The sequence below is a fragment of the Streptomyces sp. NPDC034049 genome (genome assembly GCF_055575575.1).
Genome location: NZ_JBVISJ010000005.1, coordinates 1 through 13,803, shown reverse-complemented (window position 1 = coordinate 13,803; position 13,803 = coordinate 1). Strand labels below are relative to the sequence as shown.

The 13,803-nt window shown below is 71.3% G+C and carries 12 protein-coding genes; 10 read left to right on the top strand and 2 right to left on the bottom strand.

Annotation, left to right across the window (positions count from 1 at the left end):
* Window positions 1-16: 16 nt before the first annotated feature.
* Entirely contained in the window at window positions 17-472 is a 456-nt protein-coding gene (locus tag ACZ52C_RS16360; RefSeq protein ID WP_093793006.1) for a metallopeptidase family protein, read from the bottom strand.
* Between the two features lie 346 nt (window positions 473-818).
* Here ACZ52C_RS16360 and ACZ52C_RS16355 point away from each other — a divergent pair, with 346 nt between their 5' ends.
* The 9 genes from ACZ52C_RS16355 to ACZ52C_RS16315 all read left to right on the top strand — a co-directional run bounded on the left by ACZ52C_RS16355 (window position 819) and on the right by ACZ52C_RS16315 (window position 11,158).
* Window positions 819-1,247 (top strand): DUF3499 domain-containing protein, encoded by a 429-nt coding sequence (locus tag ACZ52C_RS16355; RefSeq protein ID WP_469075362.1) that lies wholly within the window; start codon window positions 819-821, stop codon window positions 1,245-1,247.
* 214 nt (window positions 1,248-1,461) lie between these two features.
* Window positions 1,462-2,994 carry an L-lactate permease gene (locus ACZ52C_RS16350; protein ID WP_469075741.1) on the top strand — a complete coding sequence of 511 codons (1,533 nt, stop codon included), beginning with the start codon at window positions 1,462-1,464 and terminating at the stop codon, window positions 2,992-2,994.
* A 116-nt stretch (window positions 2,995-3,110) separates the two neighbouring features.
* Window positions 3,111-4,475 (top strand): phosphomannomutase/phosphoglucomutase, encoded by a 1,365-nt coding sequence (locus tag ACZ52C_RS16345; RefSeq protein ID WP_469075361.1) that lies wholly within the window; start codon window positions 3,111-3,113, stop codon window positions 4,473-4,475.
* Window positions 4,476-4,685: 210 nt separating this feature from the next.
* On the top strand, window positions 4,686-4,856 hold the full coding sequence (locus tag ACZ52C_RS16340; protein ID WP_005485663.1) for a Trm112 family protein: 171 nt from the start codon (window positions 4,686-4,688) through the stop codon (window positions 4,854-4,856).
* Between the two features lie 99 nt (window positions 4,857-4,955).
* On the top strand, window positions 4,956-6,083 hold the full coding sequence (locus tag ACZ52C_RS16335; protein WP_469075360.1) for an SIS domain-containing protein: 1,128 nt from the start codon (window positions 4,956-4,958) through the stop codon (window positions 6,081-6,083).
* Window positions 6,084-6,188: 105 nt separating this feature from the next.
* Window positions 6,189-7,340: a mannose-6-phosphate isomerase, class I gene (manA, locus tag ACZ52C_RS16330; RefSeq protein WP_469075359.1), complete on the top strand. Its 1,152-nt coding sequence runs from the start codon at window positions 6,189-6,191 to the stop codon at window positions 7,338-7,340.
* Window positions 7,341-7,546: 206 nt separating this feature from the next.
* Window positions 7,547-8,524, top strand: coding sequence for a cation diffusion facilitator family transporter (locus ACZ52C_RS16325; RefSeq protein WP_469075358.1), 978 nt, complete (start codon window positions 7,547-7,549; stop codon window positions 8,522-8,524).
* Window positions 8,525-8,935: 411 nt separating this feature from the next.
* A complete protein-coding gene (gene ahcY / locus ACZ52C_RS16320) occupies window positions 8,936-10,393 on the top strand; it encodes an adenosylhomocysteinase (protein WP_469075357.1) in 1,458 nt (485 codons plus the stop codon).
* A gap of 150 nt (window positions 10,394-10,543) precedes the next feature.
* Window positions 10,544-11,158: a hypothetical protein gene (locus ACZ52C_RS16315; protein ID WP_469075356.1), complete on the top strand. Its 615-nt coding sequence runs from the start codon at window positions 10,544-10,546 to the stop codon at window positions 11,156-11,158.
* A gap of 20 nt (window positions 11,159-11,178) precedes the next feature.
* Here ACZ52C_RS16315 and ACZ52C_RS16310 read toward each other — a convergent pair whose 3' ends face one another.
* Window positions 11,179-12,216 carry an RDD family protein gene (locus tag ACZ52C_RS16310; RefSeq protein WP_469075355.1) on the bottom strand — a complete coding sequence of 346 codons (1,038 nt, stop codon included), beginning with the start codon at window positions 12,214-12,216 and terminating at the stop codon, window positions 11,179-11,181.
* 149 nt (window positions 12,217-12,365) lie between these two features.
* Here ACZ52C_RS16310 and ACZ52C_RS16305 point away from each other — a divergent pair, with 149 nt between their 5' ends.
* Window positions 12,366-13,373, top strand: coding sequence for a stage II sporulation protein M (locus ACZ52C_RS16305; protein WP_469075354.1), 1,008 nt, complete (start codon window positions 12,366-12,368; stop codon window positions 13,371-13,373).
* Window positions 13,374-13,803: the final 430 nt, after the last annotated feature.

Sequence of the window (13,803 nt, the reverse complement as noted above, 5' to 3'; positions counted from 1 at the left end):
GGCGCACCCACCGACGTCAGTCCTCCCCGTACCGCGGATCCACGGTCTCCGGATTCAGCCCCAACAACTCGGCCACCTGCTCCACCACGACCTCATGCACCAGCGCGGCCCGCTCCTCACGCCCCTTGGTACGAATCTCCACCGGCCGCCGATACACCACGACCCGAGCCGGCCGCCCCTCCCGCGCCACCACGATCCCCCCGAGCGGCACCGCCTCGTCGTTCCACGCCCCGTCCGAGGGCCCGTCGAGCCGAGGCACCTCCAGCACGAGGAAGTCGATGTCCGCCAGCTGCGGCCACCGCCGCTCCAGCCGCTCCACGGAGTCCTGCACGAGATCCGCGAACACGTCCGCGCGACTCGCCGCGAGCGGCACCTGCGGCGGCGCGATGGGCCCGCGCATCCCCCTGCCGTGCCGATCTCGGCGGCGGGGCCCGGGTGCGGAGGCGGCGCGGGGCGGTACGAGGTCGTCCATCACCTGTGAAGCGTAGTCCCCGCACGGTCCGCCCGCCCGGCTCCACACTCCCGGCCGCGCCCCGGACCCGGCACCGCTGACCTGGCCTGTCCAACCGGCTCGCCGCACGGAGGCGCCCCGGCGGGCCCCGCGGCCTGTCGCGGGATGACCATTCCAGCCAAGGTTGGGCTCGTTTCCGTATCTCCACGAGACCGGCGATCTCGCGCCAATTGGCGTGGTTTATGCGGAAAATTGATCGGCCTCGGTACTGTTCGGCATGCCGGACACGGGGTTACTCGCAGGTCAACGAGGTGGGTTTCCAGGGGCGTGTGGGGCGTTTCACAGCACGACACGGGGGAGTGACCTGGTGCAGAGTCGTCGCGGCCCGCTCAAGAGTGCGGTACCGTCCAACGTCGTGAGCCCTGTACGTCGCTGTTCGCGCACCGCTTGCGGCCGCCCCGCCGTCGCGACGCTGACGTACGTCTACGCCGACTCGACCGCGGTCCTCGGCCCGCTCGCCACCTACGCCGAACCCCACTGCTACGACCTGTGCGCCGAGCACTCCGAGCGCCTCACCGCGCCGCGCGGCTGGGAGGTCGTCCGGCTGCTGGACGCCTCGGCCCCGGCGCGCCCCAGCGGTGACGACCTGGAGGCACTGGCCAACGCCGTGCGCGAGGCGGCCCGTCCGCAGCAGCGCACGGCCGAGGCCGGTGGCGGTGGCGGCGCTCGCACGGCCGACCCGATGGAGGTCGCCCGCCGCGGCCACCTCCGAGTGCTGCGCTCGCCCGACAATTAATGTCTGGCTGATCTCCGGCTGACCCGGGCCGACTCCGGCTCGCCTCTGACGAGAGGCCGTCGCCGTGGCTCCGCTCCCGTCGTGGCTCTTTCCGTTCGCACCGTTCCCCGCGAGGGCGCACGCCTGTTGACGCCGCCTCGGTGCGGACGCGACCATTCCGGGTGCCCGTGCCGTGAGAGACCGCTTCCGCATCGCGGAATCCGGGGAGGCTCCCGTGTACGTCCAGCAACTGGAACCCGTGGCCGGTTCGCTCGGCCTGTCCGCCCTCGTCGCGACCCTGCCTCTCGTCACCGTCCTGGTGCTGCTCGGCGTCGTACGACTGAAAGCCCATCTGGCGGGCCTGACCGGCCTTCTGACGGCCGTTCTGGTCGCCTGGCTCGCCTTCCGCATGCCGCTCGGTCAGACGCTCTCCAGCGCCGCCCAGGGGGTCGCTTTCGGCCTCTTCCCGATCATGTGGATCGTCGTCAACGCCCTCTGGGTGTACCGGATGACGGTCCACACCCGGCACTTCGACATCCTGCGCCGCTCCTTCGGGCGGCTCTCCGACGATCCGCGCATCCAGGCGCTCGTCGTCGCGTTCTGCTTCGGCGCGCTCCTGGAAGCCCTCGCCGGCTTCGGCGCGCCGGTCGCCATCTGCTCCGTCATGCTCGTCGCGCTGGGCTTCGAACCGGTGAAGGCCGCCGTGGTCGCCCTGGTCGCCAACACCGCGCCCGTCGCCTTCGGCGCCATGGGCACCCCTGTCGTCACCCTCGCCCAGGTCACCGAACTGCCCCTGGACACGGTCGCGTCCGTGGTCGGCCGCCAGACACCGCTGCTCGCCCTCGCGGTGCCCCTGGTACTGGTCTGGCTCGTCGACGGGCGCCGCGGGCTGCGCGAGACCTGGGTGCCCGCCCTCGTGTGCGGACTCGCCTTCGCGGTCGGCCAGTTCATCGCCTCCAACTATGTCTCCGCACAACTCGCCGACATCGGCGCCGCCTTGCTGGGCGCGGGCGCCCTCGTCGCCGTACCGCAGGCCCGTCGGCCCGCCGCCGAGCCCGTACGCGCCGCCGTCCTGACCGGTGTGCGCAGCGAGGACCTCGACGAACAGGACCCGCCCCGCGAAGTCCTGCGCGCCTACGCCCCGTACGCGCTGATCGTCGTGATCTTCTCCGTCGCCCAGCTCCCCGCGGTGAAGGACTGGCTGGCCGGTGCGACCCGGACGTACGACTGGCCCTTCCTGAACGTCGCGGGCCCCGAAGGCGACCCGGTGGGAGGCAACGTCTTCACCTGGCCGATCGTGTCCACCGGCGGCACGCTGGTGCTGCTCGCCGGTCTTCTCACGGCCGTGGTCCTGGGGGTCCACGCGCGCGTGGCGGTCAGGGAGTGGGCGGCGACGGTCCACGAACTGCGGTTCGCCATCCTCACCGTGGGACTCGCCTTCCTGTCGCCGGTGCTCGGCTGGTTCGGCGTCGCGGTCTCCGGCTCGGACACCTCGGCCAACGCCCTCTTCGGCGCCCTCCAGGTGAACGCGGCCCGTGAGTCGGGCCTGTCGCCGGAACTGCTCGCCGCCGCCAACAGCTCCGGTGGCGTCCTCGGCAAGATGATCTCCCCGCAGAACCTGACCATCGCCTGCGCCGCGGTCGGCCTCGCCGGGCGCGAGGGCGACCTGCTGCGCAAGGTGCTGCCATGGAGCCTCGGACTGCTGCTGGTGATGTGCCTGATCGTGGTCGGACAGAGCACGCCCGTACTGGAATGGATGCTTCCCTGAGGCCCTTCCGCCGGACCCGAGCCACCCTCGGCCGTCACCCGGAGGTCCCGCCCTCGGCTGTCGGTCCGTCCGGGTAGTTTGGGGTGATCCGGTGGGGACTTCAGGAGGGTGTGGCCGTGGCGGCTGATCTGTCGACGATCGTGAAGGCGTACGACGTACGCGGGGTGGTTCCGGACCAGTGGGACGAGCCCCTGGCCGAGCTCTTCGGGGCGGCCTTCGCCCAGGTGACCGGCGCCGACGCCCTCGTGATCGGCCACGACATGCGGCCCTCCTCGCCCGGCCTGTCCCGTGCCTTCGCGCGCGGCGCGGCGACGCTCGGCGTGGACGTCACCGAGATCGGCCTCTGCTCCACGGACCAGCTGTACTACGCGTCGGGCGCGCTGAACCTGCCCGGCGCGATGTTCACCGCCTCCCACAACCCCGCCCAGTACAACGGCATCAAGATGTGCCGCGCCGGCGCCGCCCCCGTCGGCCAGGACACCGGCCTCGCCGAGATCCGTGAGCTGGTCGAGCGCTGGAGCGAGTCGGGAGCGCCGGCCCCGGCCGCCGCACCGGGCACGATCACCCGGCGGGACACGCTCGAGGACTACGCGGCGCACCTGCGCGGCCTCGTCGACCTGACCTCCGTCCGCCCCCTGAAGGTCGTCGTCGACGCGGGCAACGGCATGGGCGGCCACACCGTCCCCACGGTCTTCGCGGGCCTGCCGCTGGACCTGGTCCCGATGTACTTCGAGCTGGACGGCACCTTCCCGAACCACGAGGCCAATCCCCTCGACCCGGCGAACATCGTCGACCTCCAGAAGCGCGTCCGCGAGGAGGGCGCCGACCTCGGCATCGCCTTCGACGGCGACGCCGACCGCTGCTTCGTCGTCGACGAGCGCGGCGATGCCGTCTCACCCTCCGCGATCACCGCCTTGGTCGCCGCCCGGGAACTCGCCAGGAACGGCGGCACGGGCACGGTCATCCACAACCTGATCACCTCCTGGTCCGTCCCGGAGGTGGTGCGCGAGAACGGCGGCACGCCGGTGCGCACCCGGGTCGGCCACTCCTTCATCAAGGCCGAGATGGCGAGATCCGGCGCCATCTTCGGCGGCGAGCACTCCGCCCACTACTACTTCGCGGACTTCTGGAACGCCGACACGGGCATGCTGGCCGCCCTCCACGTCCTCGCCGCCCTCGGAGGCCAGGACGGCCCCCTCTCGAGCCTCCTCGCCCAGTACGACCGCTACGCCGGCTCCGGCGAGATCAACTCCACGGTCGCCGACCAGCCGGGCCGCCTGGCCGCGATCCGCTCCGCCTACGAGGGCCGCGAGGGCCTCACCCTCGACGACCTCGACGGCCTGACGGTCTCCGCCGCCGACTGGTGGTTCAACGTCCGCCCCTCCAACACGGAACCCCTGCTGAGACTGAACGCGGAAGCGAGGGACGAGACGACGATGGCAAAGGTGAGGGACGAGGTCCTGGCGATCATCAGGGCCTGAGCCCCTGCCTTTCAGGGGCGCGGGGAACTGCGCGACCAGCCCCCACCGGGCGGACGCTTGGGGGTCGAAGGGGCGCAGCCCCTTCCGGATGGGACGGGTAGAGGCGGCGGGGGCGCGAACCACCCCGCCCCCAACCCCGGCGCCAACCTCCCCACGGCGGTACTCTGACCAGGCCGCACCGCACGACCCCGCCCCCGAAGGGACCGAGACATGCCGCTCGAAGCCGGCCTCCTGGAGATCCTCGCCTGCCCGGCGTGCCACGCCCCTCTCACGGAGGAGGACACCGAGCTGACCTGCACGAGCCAGGACTGCGGCCTCGCCTACCCCATCCGGGACGGCATCCCCGTACTCCTCGTCGACGAGGCCCGCCGCCCCGCGTGACCCACGCGATCACGATCCCGCGCAAGGCGTAACCCCGTACGAGCGGGGAAACCCGGCAAAAGGCGCATCAGGGCACCCGGCGATCGGAGGCTGCCGCCCATGCTCGACGAATCGCTGCTAGACACCCCCGACGCCTTGTCGGAGGCGGACCGCCGCGACCTGCTCCGCGGCGCCGCCGAGGCAGGCGCCAGGGTCCGTACGGCCATCCGCCTCGGCATCGAGGCCGGCATCCCGGACCTGAAACCCGACGGCCGCCCCCGCGCGCTCCTGATCGCGGGCCCGGGCATGGCCTCCGCGGGCGTCGCCGACCTGCTCGGCGCCCTCGCGGGATCCAGTTGCCCCCTCACCCGCATCCACCCCACCGGCGTGGCCCCCGCGGCGGGCGCTCTCCGCTGGGACCTTCCGGGCTGGGCGGGCTCGGTCGACCTCCTGCTGATCGCCACCGCCGACGGCGCCGAACCCGGCCTGTCGCTCCTGGTCGACCAGGCCTACCGGCGCGGCTGCACCATCGTCGCCGTGGCCCCGCCCCGCACCCCGGTCGCCGAGGCCGTGGAAGGCGCCCACGGGCTCTTCGTACCGATGGCGACCGCCCCGTACGAGCAGGAGGTGCCCCTCGGCGCCGCCGCCCCCGGCGTGCTCTGGGCGCTGCTCACCCCGATGCTCGCGCTGCTGGACCGCACCGGCCTGGTCGCCGCCGCGCCGGACGCCCTGCAGAAGGTCGCCGACCGCCTCGACCACGTCGCCGAGCGGTGCGGCCCGGCCATCGCCACGTACAGCAATCCGGCCAAGACGCTCGCCGCCGAGCTGGCCGACTCCCTCCCGATGATCTGGACCGAAGGCCAGGCCGCAGGACCCGTGGGCCGCCGTTTCGCCGCCGCGCTCGCCGAACTCGCCGGGCGCCCGGCCGTCGTCGCCCAGCTGCCGGAGGCGCTTGCCTCGCACATGGTGCTGCTGTCCGGTCCGCTCGCCGGGAACGCCGACCCGGACGACTTCTTCCGTGACCGCGTCGAGGACGCTCCCGTCATGCACGCGCGCGTGGTGCTCGTCCGTGACAGGCCCACCGGCGGCCTGAGCGCCGTCCCGGCCGCCCGCGAGCTGGCCCTCGGCCACGACACCGCGATCAGTGAGCTGGAGCCCGAGGAGGGCAGCGACCTGGAGACCCTCGCGGAGATGATCGCCATCACCGATTTCGCCGCCGTTTACCTGTCGCTCGCTTCCGGGGCCTGATCCTTCGCGGACGCTTCCGGAGCCCGACCCGCACGGAGCCCGACCCGACCGGGCCCGACCTCCACCGGGCCCGACCGGCTCCCCACGTACGGAGAAACACACACCATGGACCGCCTCGACAACACCGTCCGCCCCTACGCCTGGGGCTCGACCACCGCCATCCCGCAGCTCCTCGGGGTGGCGCCCACCGGCGAGCCGCAGGCGGAGATGTGGATGGGAGCCCACCCCGGCGCCCCCTCGCGCACCGGGCGCGGCCCCCTCACCGAGGTGATCGACGAAGCACCGGAACGCGAGCTGGGAACCCGCACGGTCGAGAAGTTCGGCCCCCGCCTGCCCTTCCTCCTGAAGCTTCTCGCCGCCGGCGCCCCCCTCTCCCTCCAGGTCCACCCCGACCTCGAACAGGCCAGGGAGGGGTACGAGGACGAGGAGCGGCGCGGCATCCCCATCGACGCGGGCCACCGCAACTACAAGGACGCCAACCACAAGCCCGAACTGATCTGCGCCCTCACGGAGTTCGACGGCCTCTGCGGCTTCCGCGAACCGCTCCGGGCCGCCGAACTGCTGGCCGCCCTCGACGTCGACTCCCTCAAGCCGTACGTCGACCTCCTGCACGCCCACCCCGAAGAGGCCGCGCTGCGCGAGGTGTTGACCGCCGTCCTGGGCGCCGACCTCGAGGAGATGGCCCACACCGTCACCGAGGCCGCGGCCGCCTGCGCCCGCCTCGGCGGCGACCACGCCCCCTACGCCGACCTCTCCCATCACTACCCGGGCGACCCCGGCGTCATCGCCGCCATGCTCCTCAACCACGTACGCCTGCAGCCCGGCGAGGCCCTGTTCCTGGGCGCCGGCATTCCGCACGCGTATCTGAACGGCCTCGGCGTCGAGATCATGGCCAACTCCGACAACGTCCTGCGCTGCGGCCTCACCCCCAAGCACGTCGACGTCCCCGAACTCCTGCGCGTCGTCCGCTTCGAGGCGACCGACCCGGGCGTACTGCGCCCGGAGGCGTCCCCCGACGGCGAGGAGGTCTACGAGACGCCCATCGACGAGTTCCGCCTCTCCCGCTTCGTCCTCCCCGAGGCCGGCGCCCCCCACGACCTCACCCGCGCCACCCCGCAGATCCTGCTCTGCACGGCCGGTTCGGTCCGAGCCGGCGAACACACGCTCGCACCCGGCGAGTCCGTCTTCGTACCGGCGGACGAGAAGGCCGAGGTGTCCGGGCCGGGCACGCTGTTCCGCGCGACCGTGATCGCGTGACGGCCTGACCCCTCACGCCTCGCCTTTCGCTCCTCGCCTTTCGCCTTTGGCTCCTCGCCTCTCGACAACCCGACGCGCCGACACCCGGCCGGGCTGCAACAATGCCCCCTGCAAAAGGCGGGCAAAGCCCGGCCGGTGACGGACGGAAGCGTGGGTACCCATCCCACGCACAGACAGATGCGTAGGCGAAGGGACACCTCGGACACATGAGCGCGTCAGGCGGCACCAAGGCGATCGTGGCGGCACTCGCCGCCAACCTCGCGATCGCGGCAGCGAAGTTCGTGGCGTTCCTCTTCAGCCACTCGTCGTCGATGCTCGCCGAGTCCGTGCACTCGCTCGCCGACTCCGGCAACCAGGCCCTGCTGCTCCTCGGCGGCAAGAAGGCCAAGCGCGAGGCGACCGCGGAACACCCCTTCGGCTACGGCCGCGAGCGCTACATCTACGCCTTCCTCGTCTCCATCGTCCTCTTCTCCGTCGGCGGCATGTTCGCCCTCTACGAGGGCTACGAGAAGATCAAGCACCCGCACGCGATCGAGGCCTGGTACTGGCCGGTCGGCGTCCTCGTCTTCGCGATCATCGCGGAGAGCTTCTCCTTCCGGACCGCCATCAAGGAGTCCAACGTCCTGCGGGGCAGGAAGTCCTGGACCGAGTTCGTCCGCCACGCCAAGGCCCCGGAGCTGCCCGTCGTCCTCCTGGAGGACCTCGGCGCCCTCGTCGGCCTGGTCCTCGCCCTCGGCGGCGTCGGCCTCGCCCTGCTGACCGGAGACGGCGTCTGGGACGGCATCGGCACCCTCTGCATCGGCGTCCTGCTCATCCTGATCGCGATCGTCCTCGCCGCCGAGACCAAGTCCCTCCTGCTCGGCGAGTCCGCCGGCGCGGAGAACGTCGAGAAGATCGCGAACGCCATCGTCGACGGCGAGACCGTCACCCGCGTCATCCACATGCGCACCCTCCACCTCGGCCCCGAGGAACTCCTCGTCGCCGCCAAGATCGCCGTCCAGCACGACGACACGGCCACCGAGGTCGCGAACGCCATCGACGCGGCCGAGGCCCGCATCCGCGAGGCCGTCCCGATCGCCCGCGTCATCTACCTCGAACCCGACATCTACAGCGAGGCCGAAGCCGCCAAGGGCGCCGACCCCGAGGCCGCCCCCGGCGGCCCGTCCGCCCCCGCCGAGCACTGACCCACGGGCCCCTGCCGGGCCACCCCATCAGGCACCGAACCCCCGGGGCCCGTCGCGCGAACGGCCGCGACGGGCCCCTGCCCGTCCCCCGGCCGCGCCGCCTCCACCCCGTCCCGCCTCCGCACGCCTTCCGCCTCCGCATCACCCGCCGCACCGCTCCCTTCGGCTCGATCCGTACGCAGGCGGACTGGGGCAGGCCGAGCCCACCGTGTAGCTTGGGACGGAGCCAGACGTCGCTGCTGATGGCGGTCGGGCGGTCCCACCGCGGACCGGCCGAGGGAGAGAGGGCCTCCGACGGACTGCGCTGCGCGCACGCGGGCATGCCTGTGTCCTCTTCGGGGCACCCCTGTGTCCGCCGCCGCGCAGACCAGCCCTACCCACCCTCGACCCGACACCGAGGAGCAGTTCGCAATGACGACTGTCGACAACCGACAGGACTTCAAGGTCGCTGATCTCTCCCTGGCCGCTTTCGGCCGTAAGGAGATCACTCTCGCCGAGCATGAGATGCCCGGCCTGATGGCGATCCGCAAGGAATACGCCGAGGCGCAGCCCCTCGCCGGCGCCCGCGTCACCGGCTCTCTGCACATGACCGTGCAGACGGCCGTCCTCATCGAGACCCTGGTGGCGCTCGGCGCCCGGGTCCGCTGGGCCTCCTGCAACATCTTCTCCACCCAGGACCACGCCGCCGCCGCCATCGCGGTCGGCCCGGACGGCACGGTGGACAACCCGCAGGGCGTCCCGGTCTTCGCCTGGAAGGGCGAGACGCTGGAGGAGTACTGGTGGTGCACGGAGCAGGCGCTGACCTGGCCGGACAGCCCGACCGGCGGTCCCAACATGATCCTCGACGACGGTGGTGACGCCACTCTCCTGGTCCACAAGGGTGTGGAGTACGAGAAGGCCGGTGAGGTCCCCGCGGTCGACACGGCCGAGAACGACGAGCACCGCGTCATCCTCGAACTCCTCAACCGCACCATCACCGACGGTTCGCAGAAGTGGACCCAGCTCGCCTCGGAGATCCGCGGCGTGACCGAGGAGACCACGACGGGTGTCCACCGCCTGTACGAGATGCAGCGCGACGGCGTCCTCCTCTTCCCGGCGATCAACGTGAACGACGCCGTCACGAAGTCGAAGTTCGACAACAAGTACGGCTGCCGCCACTCCCTGATCGACGGCATCAACCGTGCCACCGACGTCCTCATCGGCGGGAAGACGGCCGTGGTCTGCGGCTACGGCGATGTGGGCAAGGGCTGCGCGGAGTCCCTGCGCGGACAGGGCGCCCGCGTCATCGTCACCGAGATCGACCCGATCTGCGCGTTGCAGGCGGCGATGGACGGTTACCAGGTCACGACGCTCGACGAGGTCGTCGACAAGGCGGACATCTTCATCACCACGACCGGCAACAAGGACATCATCATGGCCTCGGACATGGCCAGGATGAAGCACCAGGCCATCGTCGGGAACATCGGTCACTTCGACAACGAGATCGACATGGCGGGTCTCGCCCAGGTCCCCGGGATCGTCAAGGACGAGGTCAAGCCGCAGGTCCACACCTGGACGTTCCCCGACGGCAAGGTGCTCATCGTGCTGTCGGAGGGGCGGCTGCTGAACCTGGGCAACGCGACCGGTCATCCGTCGTTCGTGATGTCCAACTCGTTCGCGGACCAGACGCTGGCGCAGATCGAGCTGTTCACCAAGCAGTCCGAGTATCCGATCGGTGTGTACACGCTGCCCAAGCACCTGGACGAGAAGGTCGCGCGGCTCCACCTCGACGCGCTCGGGGTGAAGCTCACGACGCTGCGTCCGGAGCAGGCGTCGTACATCGGTGTCGAGGTCGAGGGCCCGTACAAGCCGGACCACTACCGCTACTGATCCACCCGGCGGCGGGTACGTCGACCGTCGACGCATCCGCCACGGCAGCAGCACCCAGGCAGGCCCCCGCACCCCCGTGCCGGGGGCCTGCCCGTTCGGCTCCTCCTCAGGCCCGTCGGCCGGACCAGCCCGTCAAGACCCAGGACCCCCATGCCCCGCGGCCGGTATTCGCTTCACGACCCGCACGACCACACCCTCCTCGCCGAGGAACACTTCCACTGCGCGCCTGGCCCCTCCGGCTGGCGCTATGTCTCGCAACTGACCGCCCCCTCCGGCGACCACGCCGGCTCCGTCGACCTCGCCCTGGACGAACTCGGCCGGCCCATCCGCCTCGAACTGCACGCCGCGAGCTGGCAGGTCCGCGGCGCCGCCCTGGACGGAGTCACCTGGGTCCGCACCGACCCAACCGGTATGGAAGCCGCCGAAGGCAATGTCCGCGCCCATGCCTTCACCGGCACCTCCCCGGCGTTCCTGATCGCCACAGCCCGCCTGCTGCGCCTCACCCCCTCCGCCCCGGCCACCCGCGTACGCCTCGTCGCCTTCACCGACCCGGTCCTGGCCCCGCGCACCCTCGACCAGTCCTGGGCCTTGATCGCAAGAGAAGCACACGCCACTGACAACGGCCCCCTGACCGTGGACGAATACCAGGTCACAGCCCTGGACACAGGCGAGCGGCACACCGTTCACATCGCGGGCGACGTCGTCCTGGCGGCCCCCGGAATCGAGCTGGAGCACCTGGAGACTCCGCCGTCCACGTTCGACTGAGACGCAGCCCTACCCGCTCCTCAGGACGGCGGGGCGAACCCGGTGCTCGGCCGCTCGGGCGACGGCGAGTGCGGCGGCTCGGAGGCGGGCGGGGCGCCGGGAGCGGCCATGCCGGGAAGGCCGACAGCGCCGCGCTCGGGCCCGGGCGCGGCACCTGCGGCTCCCGCCGGCGGCACGTACCCGGAGCCGGAGCCGCCCGCAGCCGGGGCCGGACCCACGTACTCCCCGGGCTGTGCATACATAAGAGTCGCGGGAGGCTGAACGGCAGGGTGCTGAGCGGCGGGCACGCCACCCGCCCCCGCCCCTGCCGAGCCCTGGAAAGCCTGGCGAGCCTCCCGGGCCTGCCGCTCGTGCACCACGGCCGCCAGGTAGGCGCCCGGCGGCACCCCGTAGGGGGCCGGCGCCCCGGTACGCGCCGCGAGGTCCGAGGCGAGACGTTCCGCCATGGCCGCGCCGACGTGCGGGTCCAGCTGCCGCATCCGTGTCAGGTACTGGCGGATGGCCAGCCACAGCCCGTCCGGCACGGCCGAGAGGTCGAGCGCGGCGAACTGTCCCGCGAGCCACGGCGGAGGCGGAGGCACGAACGCCGCCCGCCCGGCAGGCACCCGCTCCCGCACGACCAGGGTCCCGGCGAACACGTCACCCAGCCGCCGCCCCCGCGCCGACACGAGCGAGGCGATGCACGCGATCACCCCGAACGTCATCAGGATCTCGACCACCCCGACCGCCCCGCGCACCAGCGCGTGCCGGAACCGGATCGGCCCCCCGTCGTCCCGCACCACCCGCAACCCGCAGGCCAGCTTCCCCAGCGAACGCCCATGGCTCAGCGTCTCCACCGCGATCGGCCCGCCCACCAGGACGAGCAGGAAACTCGCGATGGATATCGCCGTCTGCGCCGCCTCGTCGAGACCGGCCGTGGACAGCACCAGGACCAGAACCACCGCGAGGTAGACGACCATGGCCACGACCAGGTCGAGCAGCACGGCCAGCGCCCGGCTCGGCAGCTTCGCGGGACGCAGTTCCAGCGCCACCGCCTCGCCTGTCACTAGCTCACTCACACCCGTAGTCCCTTCCGGATTCATCCCCTGACCTGCCCCGAGAGTGGCCAGTCTGCCAAGCTGAGGTCATATCGCGCCGCAGTACGACCAGTGCGATCAGTACGACAAGCCGACACGCAGTGCGAGAGGGACGAGGAGCAGCACACCCGATGGACCTCGATGTCTTCGTGTCCGCCCATCGTGCCGAGTGGGACCGCCTCGACGCCCTGCTCCGCCGCCAGCGCCGCCTCGACGGAGCCGAGGTCGACGAACTCGTCACCCTCTACCAGCGCACCGCCACCCACCTGTCACTGATCCAGTCGAGCGCTCCGGACCCGCAGCTGACCGGACGGCTCAGCCAACTGGTGGCACGCGCGCGTAGCGCCGTCACGGGCAACCGACGAGCCTCCTGGCGCGACGTCACCCGCTTCCTGACCCACGGCTTCCCCGCCGCGGTCTACCGCTCCCGTCACTGGTGGGTCCCCACCGCGCTGCTCTCCACCCTCGTCGCCGTGCTCCTGGGATGGTGGATCGGCACCCACCCGGAGGTCCAGGCCAGCATCGCGGCCCCCGACGCGCTCCGCGAGATGACCCGCCCCGGCGGCGAGTACGAGACGTACTACTCCAGCCATCCCGCCGCGTCCTTCGCGGCCCAGGTGTGGACGAACAACGCCCAGGCCGCCGCGATGTGCCTCGTTCTCGGGATCTTCCTGGGCCTGCCGGTCCTCTGGATCCTGCTCCTGAACATGCTCAACCTGGGCGTCGGCATCGGCCTGATGACCTCAGCCGGCCGCCTCGACGTCTTCCTCGGCCTGATCCTCCCGCACGGCCTGCTGGAACTGACCGCGGTCTTCGTGGCAGCCGGCACGGGGCTGCGACTGGGCTGGACCCTCATCGACCCAGGGCCCCGAACCCGCCGCTCGGCGCTGGCCGAGGAAGGGCGAGCCGCCCTCGGCATGGCGATAGGCCTGGCGCTGGTCCTGTTCGTGTCCGGCGCCATCGAAGGCTTCGTCACCCCGTCCGGCCTGCCCACCTGGGCCCGCATCAGCATCGGCATCCTCGCCGAACTCGCCTTCCTGGCGTACGTCTATGTCCTGGGCGGACGAGCCGTCCGGGCCGGCGACACGGGCGATGTCGAGGAGCACGAACGCAGCGCCGCGGTCCCGACCGCCGCCTGATGTGCGTCCACCCCCGTCGGGCTGTTAGTCTCCTCTTCGTTCCCGCAAGAGCCGTTGACACGGCCACTGTGGGGAGGTAGATTTGAACAGTTGCCTAGAGGTGGTCATACCCCAGGGCGGCAGTGAAAATGTATCGGCTCCTCGTGAATGCAATGTCCCGAGCGAGTCCACCCGATGAATCGGAACGAACGGCCGGTTAGCCCGGTCAAAAACTTCTGATAAAGTCGGACTCACCGAAAGAAAGCCCCAGGGCAATCAATTAGGTAAGGCCCTCCAACGGCCACCGGAAATGAATTCCGACCGGAAACGGAACGGAAAACGGATCTGGTAAGGTTGGAAACGCAAGACCGAAGGGAAACTGCCCGGAGGAAAGCCCGAGAGTAGCTTGGGTGAGTACAAAGGAAGCGTCCGTTCCTTGAGAACTCAACAG

Excerpts from the sequence above, each read along its gene's own strand:
- ahcY (WP_469075357.1), top strand. The coding sequence starts at position 8,936 with ATGACGACTGTCGACAACCGACAGGACTTCAAGGTCGCTGATCTCTCC.
- ACZ52C_RS16340 (WP_005485663.1), top strand. The coding sequence starts at position 4,686 with ATGCCGCTCGAAGCCGGCCTCCTGGAGATCCTCGCCTGCCCGGCGTGC.
- ACZ52C_RS16325 (WP_469075358.1), top strand. The coding sequence starts at position 7,547 with ATGAGCGCGTCAGGCGGCACCAAGGCGATCGTGGCGGCACTCGCCGCC.
- ACZ52C_RS16305 (WP_469075354.1), top strand. The coding sequence starts at position 12,366 with ATGGACCTCGATGTCTTCGTGTCCGCCCATCGTGCCGAGTGGGACCGC.
- ACZ52C_RS16360 (WP_093793006.1), bottom strand. The coding sequence starts at position 472 with ATGGACGACCTCGTACCGCCCCGCGCCGCCTCCGCACCCGGGCCCCGC.
- manA (WP_469075359.1), top strand. The coding sequence starts at position 6,189 with ATGGACCGCCTCGACAACACCGTCCGCCCCTACGCCTGGGGCTCGACC.
- ACZ52C_RS16335 (WP_469075360.1), top strand. The coding sequence starts at position 4,956 with ATGCTCGACGAATCGCTGCTAGACACCCCCGACGCCTTGTCGGAGGCG.
- ACZ52C_RS16315 (WP_469075356.1), top strand. The coding sequence starts at position 10,544 with ATGCCCCGCGGCCGGTATTCGCTTCACGACCCGCACGACCACACCCTC.